The organism is Amycolatopsis sp. MtRt-6, from assembly GCF_017308975.1.
GTDB lineage: Bacteria > Actinomycetota > Actinomycetes > Mycobacteriales > Pseudonocardiaceae > Amycolatopsis.
In genome coordinates this window covers 211,389-231,008 of the sequence record NZ_JADWPD010000001.1, presented here as the reverse complement: position 1 = coordinate 231,008, position 19,620 = coordinate 211,389, and the positions used below count along the sequence as shown (strand labels likewise).

The 19,620-nt window shown below is 71.5% G+C and carries 17 protein-coding genes, 1 tRNA gene and 1 pseudogene; 15 read left to right on the top strand and 4 right to left on the bottom strand.

Annotated features, from left to right (window positions below):
• Positions 1 to 4 precede the first annotated feature (4 nt).
• Positions 5 to 3,193 (top strand): glycosyltransferase, encoded by a 3,189-nt coding sequence (locus tag I4Q55_RS01205; protein WP_206784127.1) that lies wholly within the window; start codon positions 5 to 7, stop codon positions 3,191 to 3,193.
• Here I4Q55_RS01205 and I4Q55_RS01200 read toward each other — a convergent pair.
• Complete coding sequence (locus I4Q55_RS01200; RefSeq protein ID WP_206784126.1) at positions 3,168 to 4,361, bottom strand: hypothetical protein; 1,194 nt, start codon at positions 4,359 to 4,361, stop codon at positions 3,168 to 3,170. The genes I4Q55_RS01205 and I4Q55_RS01200 overlap by 26 nt on opposite strands.
• Before the next feature lie 243 nt (positions 4,362 to 4,604).
• On the opposite strand from I4Q55_RS01200, the gene I4Q55_RS01195 reads away from it, so the two are divergent.
• Positions 4,605 to 5,210 carry a hypothetical protein gene (locus I4Q55_RS01195; protein ID WP_206784522.1) on the top strand — a complete coding sequence of 202 codons (606 nt, stop codon included), beginning with the start codon at positions 4,605 to 4,607 and terminating at the stop codon, positions 5,208 to 5,210.
• 42 nt (positions 5,211 to 5,252) lie between these two features.
• Here I4Q55_RS01195 and I4Q55_RS50895 read toward each other — a convergent pair.
• Positions 5,253 to 5,831 (bottom strand): annotated as a pseudogene (locus tag I4Q55_RS50895) (alpha/beta fold hydrolase); the annotation flags it as partial.
• Between the two features lie 136 nt (positions 5,832 to 5,967).
• Here I4Q55_RS50895 and I4Q55_RS01185 point away from each other — a divergent pair.
• On the top strand, positions 5,968 to 6,507 hold the full coding sequence (locus tag I4Q55_RS01185) for a DUF2716 domain-containing protein (protein WP_206784125.1): 540 nt from the start codon (positions 5,968 to 5,970) through the stop codon (positions 6,505 to 6,507).
• 33 nt (positions 6,508 to 6,540) lie between these two features.
• Complete coding sequence (locus I4Q55_RS01180; protein ID WP_206784124.1) at positions 6,541 to 6,942, top strand: immunity 7 family protein; 402 nt, start codon at positions 6,541 to 6,543, stop codon at positions 6,940 to 6,942.
• Positions 6,943 to 7,015: 73 nt separating this feature from the next.
• On the opposite strand, the gene I4Q55_RS01175 is transcribed toward I4Q55_RS01180, so the two are convergent.
• Positions 7,016 to 7,088, bottom strand: a tRNA-Gly gene (locus tag I4Q55_RS01175).
• 187 nt (positions 7,089 to 7,275) lie between these two features.
• Here I4Q55_RS01175 and I4Q55_RS01170 point away from each other — a divergent pair.
• The 11 genes from I4Q55_RS01170 (at position 7,276) to I4Q55_RS01120 (ending at position 18,956) form a co-directional block, all read left to right on the top strand.
• Positions 7,276 to 8,832 (top strand): sigma-70 family RNA polymerase sigma factor, encoded by a 1,557-nt coding sequence (locus tag I4Q55_RS01170; protein ID WP_206784123.1) that lies wholly within the window; start codon positions 7,276 to 7,278, stop codon positions 8,830 to 8,832.
• Positions 8,833 to 8,946: 114 nt separating this feature from the next.
• Entirely contained in the window at positions 8,947 to 9,387 is a 441-nt protein-coding gene (locus I4Q55_RS01165) for a DUF983 domain-containing protein (RefSeq protein WP_206784122.1), read from the top strand.
• 12 nt (positions 9,388 to 9,399) lie between these two features.
• Positions 9,400 to 10,260, top strand: coding sequence for an Fpg/Nei family DNA glycosylase (locus tag I4Q55_RS01160; protein WP_206784121.1), 861 nt, complete (start codon positions 9,400 to 9,402; stop codon positions 10,258 to 10,260).
• Between the two features lie 100 nt (positions 10,261 to 10,360).
• Positions 10,361 to 11,677 (top strand): histidine kinase, encoded by a 1,317-nt coding sequence (locus I4Q55_RS01155; RefSeq protein WP_206784120.1) that lies wholly within the window; start codon positions 10,361 to 10,363, stop codon positions 11,675 to 11,677.
• A gap of 80 nt (positions 11,678 to 11,757) precedes the next feature.
• Positions 11,758 to 12,603 (top strand): S49 family peptidase, encoded by an 846-nt coding sequence (locus tag I4Q55_RS01150; RefSeq protein ID WP_206784119.1) that lies wholly within the window; start codon positions 11,758 to 11,760, stop codon positions 12,601 to 12,603.
• 145 nt (positions 12,604 to 12,748) lie between these two features.
• Complete coding sequence (locus I4Q55_RS01145; protein WP_206784118.1) at positions 12,749 to 14,131, top strand: glycoside hydrolase family 16 protein; 1,383 nt, start codon at positions 12,749 to 12,751, stop codon at positions 14,129 to 14,131.
• Between the two features lie 82 nt (positions 14,132 to 14,213).
• Positions 14,214 to 15,047, top strand: a complete 834-nt coding sequence (locus I4Q55_RS01140) for a LytTR family DNA-binding domain-containing protein (RefSeq protein ID WP_206784117.1) — start codon at positions 14,214 to 14,216, stop codon at positions 15,045 to 15,047.
• Positions 15,048 to 15,060: 13 nt separating this feature from the next.
• Positions 15,061 to 15,591: a hypothetical protein gene (locus tag I4Q55_RS01135; RefSeq protein ID WP_206784116.1), complete on the top strand. Its 531-nt coding sequence runs from the start codon at positions 15,061 to 15,063 to the stop codon at positions 15,589 to 15,591.
• Between the two features lie 30 nt (positions 15,592 to 15,621).
• Positions 15,622 to 17,412 carry a cation acetate symporter gene (locus tag I4Q55_RS01130; protein ID WP_206784115.1) on the top strand — a complete coding sequence of 597 codons (1,791 nt, stop codon included), beginning with the start codon at positions 15,622 to 15,624 and terminating at the stop codon, positions 17,410 to 17,412.
• A gap of 144 nt (positions 17,413 to 17,556) precedes the next feature.
• Positions 17,557 to 17,916 (top strand): rhodanese-like domain-containing protein, encoded by a 360-nt coding sequence (locus I4Q55_RS01125; protein WP_086847539.1) that lies wholly within the window; start codon positions 17,557 to 17,559, stop codon positions 17,914 to 17,916.
• A gap of 2 nt (positions 17,917 to 17,918) precedes the next feature.
• Complete coding sequence (locus I4Q55_RS01120; RefSeq protein WP_206784114.1) at positions 17,919 to 18,956, top strand: DUF4328 domain-containing protein; 1,038 nt, start codon at positions 17,919 to 17,921, stop codon at positions 18,954 to 18,956.
• Here I4Q55_RS01120 and I4Q55_RS01115 read toward each other — a convergent pair.
• Entirely contained in the window at positions 18,953 to 19,543 is a 591-nt protein-coding gene (locus tag I4Q55_RS01115; RefSeq protein ID WP_206784113.1) for a TetR/AcrR family transcriptional regulator, read from the bottom strand. The genes I4Q55_RS01120 and I4Q55_RS01115 overlap by 4 nt on opposite strands.
• Between the last annotated feature and the right edge of the window lie 77 nt (positions 19,544 to 19,620).

The following is a 19,620-nucleotide window of genomic DNA, read 5'->3' as shown; positions in this document are numbered from 1 at the left end:
CGCCATGGGCAAGGGGACGAGCGGTGATCGGCTGATCGAGTGGACCGGCGAGCGGTGCGTGCCGTGGACCGACGATCTGCAGGTGATCTACGAGCACTACCACCGCTACGCGTTCGCGAACCGGTTCACCGCCGGCAAGCGCGTCCTCGACCTGGCCAGCGGCGAGGGCTACGGCGCCGCGCTGGTCGCCGGGTCGGCCGCCGAGGTCGTCGGGCTGGAGATCGACCCGCGGACCGTCGAGCACGCCCGCGCCCGCTACCCGCACGTCCGCTTCGAGGTCGGCTCGATCACCGACCCGGACGCGCTCGACGGCGAAGTCTTCGACGTCATCACGTGCTTCGAGGCCATCGAGCACGTCGACGAGCAGGACCGGCTGATGGCGCTGGTCCGCAACCGGCTCGCGCCGGGCGGGGTGTTCCTCTGCAGCACGCCGGACATCGAGGTCTACACGCACGACCACGGCAACGAGAACCCGTACCACGTGCACGAGCTGACCGAGTCCGCGTTCCGCTCGCTGCTGTCCGGCAGCTTCGAGCACGTCGTGGTGCTGCGGCAGAACGTCGCGGTCGGCTCGCTGATCCACGACAACGGGGCCGGGACCGGCGCCGAGGTCCTCACCATGCGGGCCGACGACGCCGACGGCTGGGTCGTCGAAGCCGGGGCGCCGCACACGTACTTCGTCTCCGTCGCCTCGGCCGAGCCGATCGACGTGCCCTCGACGTCGGCGATGATCGACCCGAAGCTCACCCTCGTCGCCCGCGCCGCCGCCGAGGCGGGCCGGCTGCGCGACGGGCTGGGCCGCGCCGAAGCCGAGCGTGACCAGGCGACGGCGTCGGTCACCCGGCTCACCGGCGAACTGGCCCAGGTCACCGCGGCCGAGCGCGTGGCCTCGGCCGAGCGCGACGAGGCGCTCCGGCAGGCCGAACGCGCCCGCGAAGACCGGCAGCGCGCGGCCGACGAGCTGAACCGGCTCCAGCGCAAGGCGGGCTACGACCGCGAACGGCTGGAGTGGCTGGCCGGCAACAACTCCAGCCTCAGCGAGACCATCGGCAGGCTGGCCGCCGAGAACGAGAAGCTGCGCGCCGAGACGTCCGCGCTCGTCCAGCGGGCGATCGGGAAGTACCGCGGCGCGATCGAGCGGTACGCGCCCCGCGGCACCCGCCGCCGCGACTTCTACGAGACGGCGCTCGGCCGGCCCGCCGGGGTGCTGCCCGGCGATCCGGTCGCGGTGCCCGGCCCGGTCGCGGTGACCACCAGCGACCAGCCGATCGTCAGCGTCGTCATCCCGGTCTACGGCAACTGGCGGTTCACCCGCGGCTGCCTCGACTCGATCCAGCGGTACCTGCCGTCGACGCCGTTCGAGGTCATCGTCGTCGACGACGCCTCGCCCGACGACTCCGCGGACCGCGTGGCCGGCTGCGCCGGGGTCCGGCTGGTCCGCGCGCCGAAGAACCTGGGTTTCGTCGGCGCCTGCAACCTCGGCGCCGAGCACGCGCGCGGCGACTTCGTCATGTTCCTCAACAACGACACCGAAGTCCGCGCGGGCTGGCTCGACGAGCTGGTCGCCGTCGTCGAAACGCGGCCGGACGTCGGGCTCGTCGGCGCCAAGCTGGTCTACCCGGACGGCCGCCTGCAGGAGTGCGGCGGCATCATCTGGGCCGACGGCACCGGCTGGAACTACGGCAGGCTGCAGAACCCGGACGCCCCCTGGTACCAGGCGCTGCGCGACGTCGACTACTGCTCGGGCGCGGCCCTGCTCGTCCGGCGGGAGCTGTTCGAGCGGATCGGCGGCTTCGACAAGCGTTTCGCGCCCGCGTACTACGAGGACACCGACCTCGCGTTCGCCGTGCGGGCGGCCGGGTACCGGACGATGGTCCAGCCCGCGTCGGTCGTCGTGCACCACGAGGGCATCACCAACGGCACGGACGTCTCCTCCGGCGTCAAGCGCCACCAGGAGCTCAACCGCGGCATCTTCGTCGACAAGTGGAGCGTCCAGCTGCGCGACCACTTCCCCGAGGCGAGCCCGCGCGCGGTGTGGGCCGGGCGGCAGCGCACGGCCGACGGCCACCGCGGCGGCACCGTGCTCGTCGCCGACCACCAGGTGCCGATGCCGGACAAGGACTCCGGTTCGGTGCGGATGTTCCGCATCCTCGAACAGCTCGTCGGCCTCGGCCACCGGGTCGTGTTCATGCCGCTCAACAACGCGCTCCCGGAGCCGTACGCCGGTGCGCTGTACCGCGCGGGCGTCACGGTGGTGACCGGGCTCGGCGAGCAGCTGGAGTTCCTGCGCGACGCCGGCCCCGACCTGAGCCTGGCCGTGCTGTCGCGGCCGCACGTCGCCTGGCAGCTGCTGGAGCAGGTCCGCGAGCACGCGCCGGACTGCGTCATCGCCTACGACACGGTCGACCTGCATTTCGTCCGGCTCAACCGCCAGGCCGACCTGGCCGCGAAACTGGGCAACACGCGCGAAGAGCTGACGCTGCGCCGGCGTGCCGAAGTGCTGCGGGAGTCCGAGCTCGGCCTCACCCGCGCCACCGACGTCACCTTCGTCGTGTCCGATGTGGAGCGTGCGCTGCTGCGCGAGCTCGTGCCCTCGGCGCGCGTCGAGGTGCTGTCCAATGTGCACTACGCCGACGGCTCGGTGGCGGTTCCGGAAGGCCGGTCGGGCGTGCTGTTCGTCGGCAGCTTCGACCACCTGCCCAACCGGGACGCGGCGCGCTGGCTGGCGGAGGAGATCATGCCGCTGGTGCGTCGCCGCCGTCCGGACGCGGTCGCCCAGATCGTCGGCAGCAACCCGCCGCAGGAGATGTTCGACCTCGCCCGCGACGGCGTCGTCGTCCGCGGCTGGGTGCCGAACCTCGACAGCGCGTACGGCGAGGCCCGCGTGGTCGTCGCGCCGCTGCGCTTCGGCGCGGGCGTGAAGGGGAAGCTGGGGGAGAGCCTCGGCTACGGGGTCCCGGTCGTCGCCACGCCGCTGGCGGCCGAAGGCATGCACCTGACCCACGGCCGGGACGTCCTCGTGGGCGACACGGCGCAGGAGCTGGCCGACGAGATCGTCACCCTGCTCGACGACGACAAGCTGTGGCAGCGGCTGTCCGAAGAGGGCAAGACCGTGGTGGACCGCCTCTTCGGCGCGGACGTCGCCAGGGACACCCTGGCCGGGGTGATCAACTCGGCGGCAACGCCTTCTTGAACACCGCCACGGCGTTGTCGAGGCTGGTCTTCAGCTCGTTCTTGTCCTTGGTGAAGGGCTGGGACGCCCAGAGGACGATCGCGACCTTGCCCGAGGTGTACCAGGTGCCGTCCATGCGCAGGTCGCCGTTGCGGCCGGTGACCGTGCCCGGGTCGGCCGGGATCGGGGAGTACCCGCCGGCCGCGGCCGCCTCGCGCAGGTAGTTGATGATCGCCTTCGCGCCTTCCTCGTTCTCGGCGGGGATCGCGTAGCCGAGGAACCCGGTTTCCCCGGCCGAAGAGGCGCGGTACACGAACTGCGTGACGCCGTTCTGCGAGAAGACCTGGGCGGCTTCCTTCGGGTACAGCTTCAGGTCGAGGCCGCGGGCCAGCGACATCGCGGAGCTCTCCGGGTGCTGCACCCCGGGCAGCGGCGGCACCTGGTCCTCCAGCTGCGGCTGGGCCGCGGCGGCCGGCGGCTGCGTCACGACGGGCGTGAACGTCGACAGCGCGTTGGGCTGGTCGTCGTCGCCCAGCCACATCGTCGCGCCGATGACCATGCCGACCACCACGAGCACGCCGAGCACGAGGAACGGCCAGGTCTTCCCGGTGCGCTCGGACGGCTCGCCGCCGGTGGCCCACCGGTGCTTGCCGGCCGGCTCCTCCGGCACGGGGACCGGCCGCGATTCGCCGCCGGGGGGCGTGATCGGCGGGAACCGGCTGCCCGGTCCCTGCTCGGCCGGGCCGTCGACGCGCAGGTAGCGGGTCGGCGTGATGTCGGCCGGGCTCGGCGCGGTCGTCATGTGGTCCGGGATGGCGGGCACGTGGCTGGTGGCCAGCGACTTCGGCAGGCCGGTGCGCTGCCAGGGCGGCGGCGGCACCGCGGGCCGCGGCGACTCGACGCGCTGCGGCGGCAGCATCGGCGGCACGGGCTGGACCTGCTGGACCTGCTGGACCGGTTGGGCCTGCTGGACCGGCTGCGTCGGCTGGGCGGGTGCCGGGTGGTTCGCCGGGTTGGCGCTCCGCCAGGTCTCACCCGGACGGCGCAGCGGCGACGGCACCGGTGACGGCACCGTCGAACCGGAGGCCTGCGCGAGCAGCTCGTCCCGCTGTTTGCGGTGCTCAGCCGGCTCGATGCGACCCTCGGCAAGCTCCGCGTCAAGACGGCGAAGCTCTTCCTGCCAGCTCATCCTCTGGACCCCCATCCACCGTTCGGGGCATCAGTCTGGCACGCACGGCCGACCTGCAAGGTTGCGGTTTGAGGTTGATCGGCAACGTAGCGCAAGTCCGGCGTTTGCGGGAGACCCGTTTTCGCGCCCATCCAGGTCACCCGTCAGGCCCCGGAAACTGTCGTACGTATGTTCTAAAATTGGCGTTGTCCAGGGGAGATGCCGCCCGCACCCGCGGGTGGCGTGATGGAGGAAGGCAGGGCCATGGCCTACATCACCCTGTCCACGTTCGTGGGCTACAGCGCGAGTTCCGGGCCGTCGCGGTCGTCGTTCGTACGGCGGCAGCGCCGTCAGTACCTCGATCCGGCGCGCGCGGCGTTCAACTACTACCGGCGGGCGGCCAACGCGGTGCGGTCCGGCCGGGCGGCGAACCAGGACGAGGTCGCGTTGCGCGCCCTCGTCAACGCCGCCGACGAGCGCACGAAACCGCACTACGCGGCGATCGCCGAGGGCTGGCTGCGCTACCTCGGCCGCAGGTCGCCGCGGCTGGTCGAGGTCGGCCGCGGCCGGTGCGCGATCGGCGACCTCGAGATCGGCGTCAGCCCGCAGCTCGGGCTGCGCAAGAGCGACGGCCGCCGGTACGCGACCTGGCTCTACTTCAAGGAGGAACCGCTGACGAGGGCGTCGGCGCAGCTCGCGCTGTGGGTGCTGGAGCAGGCGATGCCCGACATCCTGCCCGGCGGCGAGGCGCTGGTGATCGACGTCCGGCGGGCGAAGGAGTACCAGCTCTCCGCCCGCGACCGCGAACGGCTGCGGCTCTGGGCCCGCAGCGAGGCGTCGGCGTTCCTCACGCTGTGGGACGCGGCCTGAGCACGCCGGCCACCAGGTCCGGCCGCGTGACGAAGGGGTGGTGCGCCACCGGCAGCTCGAAGACGTCGGTGGCGCGCGCCGCCTGGGTCCGCTGGGTCTCGGGCAGCGTCGCGCGGTCCTCGCCGCAGACGATGTAGGTCGACGGGACGTCCCGCCACGCCGCCCGGGTCGCCGGCTGGCCGAACACCGCCTCGTTCTGGGCGGTGAGCCGGCCGGCGGCCGCGGCGTAGGTGCGGTCGTCGAAATCCTGGGCGAAGAGGGGCCGCACCAGCTCCTCCCGGGCACCGGCTCGCCGGTGCCGAAGTCCGCGAGCGCCTCGCCGACGTCCGGCAGGAACGACGTCACGTAGACGAGCCGCCGGACCGCCGGGTGGTCGCCCGCTTCGGTGATCACCATGCCGCCGTACGAGTGCCCGACGAGCACGGCGGGCTCGGCGGAGGCGTCGAGCAGGGCGCGGACGGCCGCGGCGTCGGCGTACAGGTCCCCGCGCGGCTCGCCCTCGCAGCTGGGCAGCACGGCCGCTGAGCTGCGCAGACCGTGCCGGGCGAGCACGTCGGCCGTCGGCTGCCACCACCAGGCGCCGTCGCGGACGAACGCACCGTGGACGAAGAGGACCCGCATGGTGACAACTTGGCAGAATCCACTCGGATGAGTGACGCAGTTCGCGGCGGGCGGACGGGGACTGGACAAACCGGAGACCGAACACGAAGCTTTCGCGTGTTCTTCCGTGCCTGGCCAACTTCTTGAGGTCGTAACCGTGAACGCTGCCTGGGAAGCCGTCTCCCGTGTCGTCGACGAGCCCGCCTGGTACTGGGTGTACGACAAGCTGGGGTTCTGGCCGAGCACGTACGCCCACGCCTGGCCGGGGTTCCGGGAGCCGGCGCCGTCGCGGACGTGGGACCTCTCGCCCGGCACCCTGGATCGCGCGTCGGCGGAGTTCCGGCTGGGCCCGTACGCGGTCGAGGAGCACCAGGTCGCGGCCATCGCGCTGGCCGCGTTCCGCGAGGTCTGCGGCCCGGACGACTGGATGTGGGCGTTGCACTGGCAGCACCAGTCCTACCGGGTCCGCCCGCACCTGATGACCGAGGGCGCCCGCTGGCCGGTGCCGGTGTTCCCGCGCGCGGACTACCACCTGTTCCTGGCCGCGGACTTCTCCTTCGGCACGCTCGGGCATCCGTGGGAGCGGACGCTGTGCGTGTTCGGCGAGAAGCTGGTGCCGGCGTTCGAGCGGCTGGGCGAAGGGGTGCTGTCGAACGTGCTGCGCCGCGACGGGAAGCCATCCGCGCTGGCCCGCTGAACCGCTGGTTGATCTCTTGCTACCGTTTCGCGGGTGTTCGAATATCACGGCTGGGTGACCATCCAGGCGACCGCGAGCGGCGACGACGACGCGGCGCTCCTGGAGCGCTTGGTCGACCGCGTCCACCGGGCCATCCGCGACGCGGCCGACTTCGACCTGGTCGACCTCCGCTGGAGCGCGGGAATCCCCATGCTCCACTTCGCGGGCTTCGACAAGCACGGCGGCCACTTGGCCCCCGAACTCCTCACGCTCTTCACCCGAGCGGGCGAACTTGCCCCGGGCTCCTACGGTCTCTTGTACACATGGGACGACCAGGACACGGAGAACGACAACAATTTCCGCGTGTACCGAATGGCCCGAGGCCAGGTAACAGAGCGCGAAGACCCCCACCTGACCCCGGTAGCCCCGACCGTCCTGGACGTCTACGAGCTGTAGCCGCCGCGGCTGTGATGGCGACAACAAAAAAGAACCGCTCCCCGGCTGGACCAGGGAGCGGTTCTCGATCTTGAGCGGATGACGGGATTCGAACCCGCGACCCTCACCTTGGCAAGGTGATGCGCTACCAGCTGCGCTACATCCGCGTTGTCTTGCTGATGGGAAGAACTCTATACCCTCCGGCGCGGGCCCGGTCACCGGGGGTCCCCCTCGCCCGGACCGGTGCTTCGGCGTCACAGCTGGCGTACAAGGGGTGACGACGGCTGATTCCCTCCGTATGGTGTCTCCATTCGACCGAATGGGGAGACCTTCGGGGAGGAGGTGCCGGGCCGGATGACCGAGCTGGGCACGGTGCCGCCACAAGCGGCCTCGGAATCCGACGAACAGGCACTGCTGCAACGGCTGCGCAACGGCGAGGACGCCGCGTTCGGGGAGCTGTTCGAGCTGCACGCCGCCGCGGTTCGCCGGCTCGCGCAGAGCCTGGCGGCGGACCGGTCGGAGGCCGAGGACATCACCGCGGAGACGTTCTTCCGCGTGTTGCAGGCCCTTCGTCGTGGCGCCGGCCCCCGTGACTACGTCCGGGCCTACCTGCTGACCGTGGCGCGCCGGGTGTCTTGGGAGTGGCACGGTGCCCGCCGGGACGTCCCGGTTTCGGACGACGAACTGACTTTCCGGGCGGGCGCGGGTGCCGACACGCACGCCCGCACGGCCGAGCACACGCTGATCACGACGGCGTTCACCAGCTTGCCGGAGCGGTGGCGGACGGTGCTGTGGCAGACCGAGGTGGAGGGCGAGCAGCCCGCCATGGTCGCGCCGCACTTCGGCTTGAGCGCGAACGCGACGGCGGCGCTGGCGCGCCGGGCCCGGCAGGGGCTGCGTGCGGCGTACCTGCAGGCACACCTTTCGGTGAACCGCGGGCCGGATTCGTGCCGCGCGGTCGTCGAGAAGCTGGGCGGGTTCACCGCGGGCAGCGTCACCGGCGCCGAGGCCGAGCGGATCAAGGCGCACCTGCTCGGCTGCCCGTCGTGCCGGGCGACCCAGGACGAGCTGCGTGACGTCTGTTCGTCGCTGCGTGCGCACGCCGGTGTGCTGGTGCTGCTGGTGCCGGCCGCCGCGTCGCTGGGCGGCAGCGGGGTGCTGGCCGGGCTCGGCGCGACGATCAAGGGCGTGCTGGTCGGTTCGAAGGTCAAGATCGGCATGGCACTGGCGTCGACCGCCGCCGTGGGCGCGGTCGGTGTCGCGGCCGGGCCGGTGCTGTTCTCGACCGGGCCGGTGCAGGACGTCGGGTTGCCCGGTGGGGCGCCCGAGCTCGTCGTGGTGCCGCCGTCGGAAACGCACCACCAGCCGCCGCCGCAGGCGCCGCCGGAGCCGCGGATCGGCATCGGCGTGCTCAACGGCCGGGGCACCGGGGCCGCCGTCCCGGCTCGGGCGCGGGGCGGTGAGCGGCACGTCGCCGTGAACGAAGTGCCGCAGCTGCCCGTCGCCGGGGAGGTCCCGGTCGGGGCCGTGGGCGGTGCCGCCGACCAGCCGGCTCCGCGCGAAGACCCCATCTCGTCGAGCTTCGCCGCGTCCGACCAGCAGGCGACGTCGCCGCGGCTGGACACGACGTCGAGGCCCGACATGACGATGACCACCGAATCCACCGACGCGACGGCGCCGGAAGACGTCGGCGCGCCCGAGCTGTCGCCGACCGGGAAGCCGTTCCCGCCGCCGGACGGTTCGGAGCAGCCCGCGCCGAAGGACGACGAGACCACGGACACGGACACGCCGCCCGAGCCGTCGACGACGGTGACGCCGACGTCGGGCAAGCCGTGCCCGAGCAGCGCGTCGGCCGTCACCGGGTCGGGCGAACCGGCGGACCCGGCGCCGAGTGCGCCGACGGGTTCTTGATCAGCGGTGATCGGTTCCGGCGGGCGGGATGTCCGGATTCCTCCCTCGCGCGGGTGAGCCCGGGCACGGTACCGTTGTGATGCTCACCCTGCGGGCGCCCCGGGAGGCAACTGAATGAACCGGCTGGTACGCGGCGAAGACGGCCGCGACTGGGTGGTCCGTGCCCAGATGGAATGGCGCGCACCGGCGACGGCCGACGACTTCGAGCACGACGTCGCCGGCAGTTACGGGCCCGGTATCGCGATGATCGTCGTGACGGCGCTGCTGGCCGTGATCCTGGTCGTGTGGACGCCCGACCAGGTCAACATCCCGGCGTGGGTGCTGCTGGCGCTGCTGCTCGTGGTGCTGTTCTTCCCGCTGCGGTGGATCCTGCGCCGTCCGTGGACCGTGGTCGCGGAGACCGAGGGCGACGTCACGGGTGACAGGCCGTCCGAGCGCTGGGTCGGCACCATCCGCGGCATGTTCACCGTGCAGGGCGAGGTCAAGAAGATCTCCAAGACCATCCAGCGGCACTCGCTGCCGGACTTCGACGGGCCGCTGCACCCGGTCGAGTAGGACACTGGAGCCATGCCCGAGCTACCCGAGGTCGAAGCACTGGCTCACCACCTGCGCGAGAACGCCGTCGGCCGGACGATCTTCCGCATCGATGTCGCATCGTTGAGCGTGCTGAAGACGGCGACGCCGCCGTGGACCGAGCTGCACGGCCGCGAGATCACCGGCGCGACCCGGCACGGCAAGCACCTCGACGTCGTGGCCGGCGACCTGCATCTGGTCGTCCACCTTGCTCGGGCGGGCTGGCTGCGCTGGTCCGACGGCCTCGCGGCGGCGCCGCTGAAGCCCGGCAAGGGCCCGATCTCGCTGCGGGTGCACCTCGAGTCCGCCACCGGGCCGGGCTTCGACCTCACCGAAGCGGGCACGAAGAAGGGCCTCGCGGTGTGGATCGTGCGGGACCCGCAGGAGATCGCGAGCGTGGCGCGGCTGGGGCCGGACGCGCTCGCCGTCGACGCCGGCCGGTTGCGTGAGCTCTTCGCCGGCAAGAACACCCGGCTGAAGTGGGCGCTGACCGACCAGTCGCTGCTCGCCGGGATCGGCAACGCCTACTCCGACGAGATCATGCACCGCGCGAAGCTCTCGCCGTACGCGACGATCGGCAAGCTCGACGAAGGCGCGTTGGAAACCCTGGCCGAGGCGATCCACGAGATCGAGACCGACGCCGTCGAGCGGTCGGTGGGGCAGAAGGCGGCCCGCTTGAAGGGCGAAAAGCGGTCCGGCCTGCGGGTGCACGCGCGCACCGGGCTGCCGTGCCCCGTCTGCGGCGACACGATCCGCGAAATATCTTTCGCCGACAAGTCGTTCCAGTACTGCCCGACCTGCCAGACGGGCGGCAAGCCGCTCGCCGACCGCCGGATGTCGCGCCTCCTGAAGTAGGCGCGACGCCGACGCTGGGTAGGGTCTCCTCTACCCTCGGTCATCGCTGTTGGACAGAAAGTGGGATCAGGCCTTGCACCCGGTCGGTCGAGCGCAGAGCATGGACGCCGTGTCCGGGTTCCCGCTTGCGCAGATCGTCCCGTGGGCTCTTGTGGTGCTCCTCGCGGTCGCGGTGATCGTGCTGTTCGTCCGGCAGCGCCGTCCGGCCAGCGTGGTGGAGGACGCCATGCTGCAGGCGGTGCACCGGATGTCGAAGGCCGCGCCGAACCTGCGTTCCGGCCTGGACGAGGACGCCGCCGACAAGATCACCACCCAGCTGCTGCAGATGCTCGACTGCGTGGCCGTCGGCATCACCGACAGCGAAGGCACGCTGCTGTCCTGGGACGGCGAGGCGAACGAGCACTACGTCGACCTGGTCGAGGCGATCGGCGCGGCGATCCGCAAGCACCGCCGTGAGGTCGTCGCGCACGACCGGATGCCGTGCAACCACCGCGGCACGTGCCGGATGAAGACCGCGGTGATCGTGCCGCTGCTGGTGGAGGGCGAGACCGAGGCGGCGCTGATCGTCGTCGGCCGTACCCGCGGCCGGCTGGTGCAGATGGCCGACGCCGTCGCCCAGTTCGTGTGCACCCAGTTCGAGCTGGCGCGGCTCGACGAGTCCAAGCACCAGCTCCAGCAGGCCGAGATCAAGGCGCTGCGCGCGCAGATCTCGCCGCACTTCGTCTACAACGCGCTCAACACGATCTCCGCGCTGATCCGCACGGACCCCGAAGAGGCGCGAGAGCTGCTTCAGGACTTCGCCGACTTCACGCGCTACTCGTTCCGGACGTCGGGCATGTTCACGTCGCTGGCCGAGGAGCTGCGCAACATCGACCGCTACCTGACGATCGAGAACGCCCGCTTCGGAGGCCGGCTCGAGGTGCGGATGAAGATCGCGCCCGAGGTGCTCAGCGTCGTCGTGCCGTTCCTGATCATCCAGCCGCTGGTGGAGAACGCCGTCAAGCACGGCCTGGCGAGCAAGCCCAGCGGCGGCTGCGTCACGGTGATCGCGCAGGACTACGGCGCCGAGGCGCTGATCAGCGTCGAGGACGACGGCATCGGCATGGACCCGCGGCGGCTCAACGACCTCAAGAGCGCCCACCGCACCGGCGCGCACGTCGGGCTGGGCAACATCAACCAGCGCATGCAGCAGGTCTTCGGCAGCGACTACGCGGTGATGGTCGAGACGGCGCCCGGCGCCGGCATGAAGGTGACGCTGCGGGTGCCCAAGTTCGTCCCGGGTGTCCGGCCGAACATGCCGGACTACAGCTCGGACGCCGAGGCCGAGGTCCCGGCCCAGGGCGGCCCCGCCCAGCTGAACGGCGCCGAGGTGAACGGCGTCAACGGCACGCGGTCGGGCATCCTCCCCATGGGCTGAATGCTGTGACATCCGGGGCTTCGCCCCGGGCCGGGGGCTTCGCCACCCGGACCCCCGAAAAATCCGGCTAGCCTGACTTCATGAGCGTTACGGACAAACTGGCTTCGCGAATCCCGGTACTCGCCGACCGCGTCGAGCGCAAGGACGTCGTGGCGGTGGTGAAGCTGCACGGCGTGATCACGCCGTCGCCGTCACCGCTGGCGCGGGGCGCGATCAACCTCGCCGCGGTGGAGTCGGCGCTGACCAGGGCGTTCGGCCACGAGCGCCTGAAGGCGGTCGCGCTGCTGGTGAACTCCCCGGGCGGCGCGCCGACGCAGTCGGGCCTGGTCGCCGAGCGGATCCGCCAGCTGGCCGACGAGAAGAACGTCCCGGTGCTGGCGTTCTGCGAGGACGTCGCGGCCTCGGGCGGCTACTGGCTGGCCTGCGCGGCGGACGAGATCTACGCGCACCGCACCTCGATGGTCGGCTCGATCGGCGTGATCAGCGGCGGCTTCGGCTTCACGGGCCTGCTGGAGCGCTTCGGCATCGAGCGCCGCCTGCACACGGCGGGCGCGAACAAGTCGCGGCTCGACCCGTTCTCGCCGGAGAAGCCCGAAGACGTCGAGTGGCTGAAGAAGATGCACACCCAGCTCCACGAGCTGTTCGTGAACTGGGTGAAGGAGCGCCGAGGCGACCGCCTGACGGACACGGAGGACCTGTTCACCGGCGACGTCTGGCTCGGCGCGAAGGCGGTCGAGCTGGGCCTGGTCGACGGCCTGGGCACCCTCAGGCAGGTCATCACCGAGCGCTACCCGGAGGCGGAGATCTCGGTGGCGGAGCCCAAGAAGCCCCTGCTGGCCCGCCTGGGCATCGGCGCCCCGGCGGCGGCCTCGGCGGTCCTGGAGGCGGTGACCCAGAAGGCGGCGTGGTCCCGCTTCGGCCTCTGAGCCAGTGGCCTTCCGGGCAGAGTTTGTGACCCGGATCACCCAACCCCGGTAACGCCTCTGGAATCGCGCCACCACCTCGGGTCTCCTTGTCGACGGGCTTTGTTGTGAACGGCAACAAATCCGGTCGACAAGGAGGTCGTCCCCGATGCCCCGACTCCGGTTCACCATCGGCGCCGTGCTCGGCGCCACGCTCATCGCCGTCCCCCTGACGCTCCCCGCCGCCGCCTCCATCCCGCCGCCCGAAGCGGGCTGGACCACGGTCTTCGCCGACGATTTCACCGGCGGCTCCGGAACCCTGCCGAACAGTGGGAACTGGATCATCGACACCGGCCACGGCTACCCCGGCGGCCCCGCCAACTGGGGCACCGGCGAGATCCAGAACTACACCGCGAGCACGGCCAACCTCGCCCAGGACGGCGCCGGCAACCTCCGCATCACGCCGTTGCGCGACGGCGCGGGCAACTGGACGTCGGCGCGGATCGAAACCCAGCGCACCGACTTCAAGCCCCCGGCGGGCGGTGTCATGCGGATCGAAAGCCGGCTCCAGATGCCGAACGTCACCGGCGCGGCCGCGCTCGGCTACTGGCCGGCCTTCTGGGCCCTCGGCGGCCCCTACCGCGGCAACTACTGGAACTGGCCCGCCATCGGCGAGTTCGACATCATGGAGAACGTCAACGGGATCAACTCCGTCTGGGGCGTCCTGCACTGCGGCGTCAACCCGGGCGGCCCGTGCAACGAGACCACCGGCCTGCCGAACAACCGCGCGTGCCCCGGCAGCAGCTGCCAGTCGGCCTTCCACACCTACCGCTTCGAGTGGGACGCGAGCACCAGCCCGCAGGTCTTCCGCTGGTTCGTCGACGGGCAGCAGTTCCACTCGGTGAGCCAGAACCAGCTCGACGCGACGACGTGGGCCAACATGACCAGCCACGCCGGCTACTTCGTGCTGCTGAACGTCGCGATCGGCGGCGCCTTCCCCAACAACAACTCCGGCACCACGACGCCGGGGCCGGGGATCGTGCCGGGGCACCCGATGGTCGTCGACTACGTCACGGTGTCCACCCGCGGCGGCGGTGGCACGACGACGCCGCCGACCACGACCACGCCGCCGACCGGTGGCGGCAGCGCCTACAGCACCATCCAGGCGGAGTCGTTCAGCCAGCAGTCCGGCCTGATCACCGAGGCGACGTCCGACACCGGCGGCGGCCGGAACGTCGGCGCGGTCGCCAACGGCGACTGGGCCCTCTACCCGAACGTCGACTTCGGCAGCAGCGCGGCGACGAACTTCCAGGCCCGCGTGGCGTCCGGGGCGGCGGCCGGCGTCAGCGGGCTCGTCGAAGTCCGGCTCGACAGCCGGTCCAACGCGCCCATCGGCAGCTTCGCGGTGGGCAACACCGGCGGCTGGCAGAGCTGGCGGACCGTCCCGGCGAACATCAGCGCCGTGACCGGCGTCCACAACGTGTACCTGACGTTCACGAGCGGCCAGCCTGCCGATTTCGTGAACCTCAACTGGTTCACCTTCGTGCACTGAGACGAGGGGCCCGCGGCTCCGGTCGCGGGTTTCCCCACATCAGGCGGACGGGGGCTGGACATTGCACTCGGCAATGGGCAGGATGCGTTTCACTGTGAGTGCTCACGATGACACCCGGAAGCTCGTGGTCCTGGCCGTGGACGACGAGCCGAACGGTCTTGACGAACTCGTCCACTGCCTGCGCAACAGCCCGCACGTGGCGAAGGTGTTCCCGGCGATCGACGCCTCCGAGGCGCTGCGGTTGCTGTCCACCGACGACCCGAGGCTGCGCGAGCGCAAGGACCGCGGCCTGCCGATCGTCGACGCCGTCTTCGCGGACATCGACATGCCCGGCCTGTCCGGGATGGAGATGTCGCGGGTGTTCGCCGCGCTGCGGCCCTCGCCGTGCCTGGTGTTCGTCACCGGCCACGCCGAGGAGGCGGTCAACGCCTTCGACCTCGGCGCCCTCGACTACGTGCTCAAGCCGTACCAGCAGGACCGCCTCGACCGCGCGATCTCGCGCGTGATGGACAAGCTGGCCGCCGCCGCGGCGCCCCCGCCCGGCGCGCTGGGCGGCGAGCCGGTGAAGAACGACGACGAGGTCATCCCGGTCGAGCTGGCCGGCACCACCAAGCTCATCCCGCGCTCCTCGGTCCGCTGGGTCGAGGCGCAGGGCGACTACGCGCGGCTGTTCACCACCGAAGGCAGCCACCTGGTCCGCATCCCGCTGGCCCAGCTCGAAGAGCGCTGGGAGAAGGCGGGGTTCGTCCGGATCCACCGGTCGTTCCTGGTCGCCCTGCCGCTCATCACCGAGCTGCGCATGGGCCAGGGCGGCTACCAGGTCGTCATCGGCAACGAGGAGAAGGTGCTGCCGGTGAGCAGGCGGCACACCCGCGCGCTGAAGGACCGGCTGGTCGGTTCGGGCCGGAACGGCTGAACCGGGACCGGCCATGACCGACGACTTCTACGAGCGCCGCGCGAACGGCGTCCGCGAACCGGATCCGACCCTCGGCAGGCGCGGCCGGCAGCGGCCGTTGCCGCAGCCGACCGACCGGGCCGTCGTCGAATCCCTGCCGCCCGCGCCGGAGAACGAACCGCCGCCGAAGCCGGAGCACCACGCGAAACCCAAGCGGGAGCGGGTGATCCTCAACGATCCCCGCCGCGGCGCCGGCACCCTGCGCGCCCGGGTCGAGCTGGAGGAACAGACCAGCTGGGGGAAGCTGCTCGTCCGCGACCACCTGGTGAAGGTGCAGCTGCGGACGGCGGTACTGCTCGCGCTGCTCGTCGTCGTCGTGTTCGGTTCGCTGCCGGTGCTGTTCTACCTGCTCCCCGGGTTCTCCCGGGCGAGCCTGCTGGGCATCCCGGTGGCGTGGCTGATCCTCGGGGTGCTGCCGTTCCCGTTCCTGTTCGGTATCGGAATCTGGTACAACCGGCTGGCCGAACGCAACGAACGAGCGTTCGTGGACATGATCGAAAACTAGTTTCGCACCACTCGTGCGAGGATTCCTCCCGTGCAGCTGAACCCGTGGGCCTTGACCGGCATCGTGCTGGTCGCCGTGGTGACGCCCTACCTCGGTCACCGCTCCTCGCGGTCGGCGACGAGCACGCACGACTTCCTGGTCGCGCGGCGCACCGTGCGGTCCCGCCGCAACGCCGCCGCGATCTCCGGTGAGTACCTTTCGGCCGCGTCGTTCCTCGGCATCGCCGGGATCGTGCTGAAGGACGGCGCCGACGCGCTGTGGTTCCCGATCGGCTTCACCGCGGGCTACCTCGCGCTGATGCTGTTCGTGGCGGCGCCGCTGCGCCGGTCCGGGGCGTACACGCTGCCGGACTTCGTCGAGATGCGGCTCGGCTCGCAGGGGCTGCGCCGGTTCTCCACCGCGTTCGTCGTGTTCATCGGGATCCTGTACATGGTCCCGCAGCTGCAGGGCGCCGGCCTGGCCCTGGCGACGATCCTGCCCGTGCCGGCGTGGATCGGCGCGGTCGCGGTGATGATCGTGGTCGCCTTCAACGTGATCTCCGGCGGGATGCGCGCGATCACCGTGGTCCAGGCGTTCCAGTATTGGCTCAAGCTGTTCGCGATCGCGGTGCCCGCGTTCCTGCTGTGCATGGTGTTCTTCGCCGGCGGCAGCCCGGACGGGTTCCGGCCGCTCGGGTCGCCCGCACCGCCGGTGTTCGTCAGCGACACCACGGTGGACGTGCAGACCGACGTCACGCTGCACGTCACCACGGACACCTACCTCTACGCCTACGGCCGCACCGACAACGGCCCGGCGGCCGGCCCGACGCACTGGACGCCGCTGGCGCCCCACACGGTTTCCGAAGGCACCAAGCTGAAGTTCATGGCCGGCACGCCGGTCCCGGTGGTCAGCGACTCGGTCGCGGACAACGCGGACTGGCTGCACCCGGGCTCGGGCAGCCTCACCGACCTGCTCCAGACGTACTCGCTGATGTTCGCGACGTTCCTCGGCACGATGGGCCTGCCCCACGTGCTGGTCCGCTTCTACACCAACCCCGACGGCAAGGCCGCGCGCCGCACGACCGTGCACGTCCTGCTCCTGCTCGGCCTCTTCTACCTCTTCCCGACGCTGCTGGGCGCGCTGTCCCGGATGTACGTCCCCGAGCTGCTGGTGACCGGGAAGGCGGACGCGGCGATCCTGCAGCTGCCCTCGGCGATGCTGCCCGGGATCGGCGGCCAGATCCTCGGCGCGGTGACCGCGGCAGGCGCGTTCTCCGCGTTCCTGTCCAGCACGTCCGGGCTGCTCGTCAGCGTCGCCGGGGTGGTGTCGACCGACGTGCTGCCCGGCCGGGTGCGTGACTTCCGCGTGGCGGCCGGGCTGGTCGCGCTGTTCCCGATCGCGCTGGCGGTCGCGCTGCGGCCGGAGGACATCTCGCTGTCGATCGGGCTGACGTTCGCGCTCGCCGCGTCGACGTTCAGCCCGCTGCTGGTACTGGGCATCTGGTGGCGCAAGCTGTCCTGGCCGGGCGCGCTGGCCGGGATGTTCGTCGGCGGCGGCCTGGTGCTGGCCGCGCTGGTGGTCAACGTCGTGAGCGGTTACACCGGCGGCTGGGCGCCCTGGTTCGTCAACCAGCCCGCGCTGATCACCGTCCCGGTCGCCTTCGTGACGACGTACCTCGTCAGCCGCGTGACCGGCTACGGCCGCCCGGAGCACGTCCACGACATCATGCTGAGGCTGCACGCCCCCGACCCGCTCGGCTTCATGCGGGACAGGGCCGTCGCGCGGTTCGGCCAGGCCGAGGAGAAGACCCGCGTCCCCGGCCGCGGCCGCCACCGCAAGTGAACGCGTGATGCCCCGCCAATCACGCGTGATGCCCCGCCAATCACGCGTGAGGCCTCCCCAATCACGCGTGATGCCCGAATCCGCCCGCCGGTTCCGGTGTGCACACCTCGACCTCACGCGCGGGCAACGCCTCCGCATGGCAGCATGGGAATCGTGGTGAGCCCTGCTGAACTGCCGACCGCCGAGGTCCGCGATCTGCCCAAGGACGGCCTCGTGCTGCTCGACGTCCGCGAAGACGACGAGTGGGCCGCCGGGCACGCGCCCGGCGCGGTGCACATCCCGATGGGGGAGCTGCCCGCCCGCGTCGGCGAGCTGGCCGACCTGCCCGACGACCAGCCGATCCACGTGATCTGCCGCAGTGGCGGCCGGTCCGCCCGCGCGGCGGCGTGGCTCAACCAGAGCGGCTGGGACGCGGTGAACGTGGCCGGCGGCATGGGCGCGTGGCAGCGCGAAGGCCGTCCGATGGTCGGCGAGCACCCCGGCATCGAACCCGAAGTGATCTAGCCTTGCACCCGGGTCAGCCTCCTGCCGGGCAGCCGAACCCGCCCGGGTACTGGCCGCGTCAGGCGCCGCCCCCGACAGCGCAGCAGCTGCAGGGCCGGACGCTGGCCGCCCAGCCGGAGCCGTACCCCTACCACCGGCGCCCGGCGCACCGGCCGAGGCTGCGCTGGGTGGCGACCCCGCCGCCCGGTGCGTGGCCACGCCGCCGCGTCGTGCCGCCCGAGCCGTACCTCGGCCCGCCGTCGTACCCGGTGCCCCCGCGCTGGGGCTTCCCGAACCTGGTCTGGCGGCGTCCGACGTCGGTGCCGGGCACGGCGTCCGACGAGATCCGCCCGATCGACCGGGTGCCGGTGCTCGGCCGCAGCGTGGTCGCCGTCCTCTTCGGCTTCGCCGTGCTCGCCGTCACCGCCGCCGGCGCGGAGATCTGGCGGTACGTCCTGCTCGTCCAGGGTCGCGATTCCGCGCTGTCCCGTTCGGTGGTGGCGTTCTCCGACGGTTTCGTGCTCGCCGCTGGCCTGCTTGCGGCGATCCTCGCGCTGCTGCCCGCCGGGCTGTCGCTCTGGTGGCTGCTGGTCGCGCGCCAGGCGGCGGCGGACATGTCGGGTGACGACCCGCCGCGGCCGGTGTGGCAGGTCCTCGTCGGCGTCCTCGTGCCGGTGGCGAACCTGCCGTTGGCGCTGTCGGTCGTCGGCGAGCTGGAGCACGCCGTGCTCCGCCGCTCGCGTGCCGCCCGGCCGCAGCCTTCGCGCCAGGTGCTCGTGTGGTGGGGCGCCTGGCTGCTGAACTGGATCCTGCTCGGCGTGTCGATCATCTGGCGCTTCCGCGACGACGTGCAGTCGATGGCCGACAGCGTCGTGCTGGTCGCGCTGACCGACCTTTCCGCGGCCACGCTGGCCGTGTTGACGGCCCTGGTGGTGCGGCGGTTCACCGCGTTGCTGGCGCCGTCGGACGCCCTGGACGTGCGCGAGATGCGCGTCCTGAAGGTGCGGGGCGCGCCCGAGCCGGAACTGCGGGCTTCGCGGCCGGCCGGCGCCGCGCGCTAGTAGCGGCCGTAGACCGGTTCGAGCTGGTCGAAGGCCTGTTCCGCGAGGGGCCACAGCTCCTCGACGATCGCTTTTTCGTCCTCCAGGGTCCGGTCGAAGACCTCCTGGAAGAGCACCCGCAGGACCGTCGAGAGGTGGGCGGCGGCGAGCGTCGGGGCCAGGTCTTCTTGGGGGTGGCGGCGGACCAGGAGGTCGGTGAGCGCCGACTCGCGCTCGCGGTGCAGCTCGTGCAGCGCGTTCGTCAGGACCGGGCTTTCCTTGATCATCCGCACGAAGCCGGGGCCGGAGAAGCCGACCAGTGCGTGCTCGGCGCCGAGCGCTTCGAAGTACAGCTCGCGCGTGTCGTGGAAGACGCTGTCGCGGATGAGGGCGGTGGGCCAGGACACGAAGTCTTCGCGGATGTCGAAGACCAGGTCCTCCTTGCGCGGGAAGTGGTTCGTCACGGTCATCTTGGCGACTCGCGCCTCGGCGGCGATCTCGGCGATCGTCACGTCCTCGAAGCCGTTGCGGATGAACAGCCGCGTGGCGACGTCGGAGATGGTCTTCCTGGTCTCGTGCTTCTTCCGGTCCCGGAGTCCCTCACTCATGCGCGTCACTCTACTGGGTCGAACCCAAGTTTGTGCTTGACCCAGTGAGTGGGTCCGACCTAATCTGAGGTTCGACC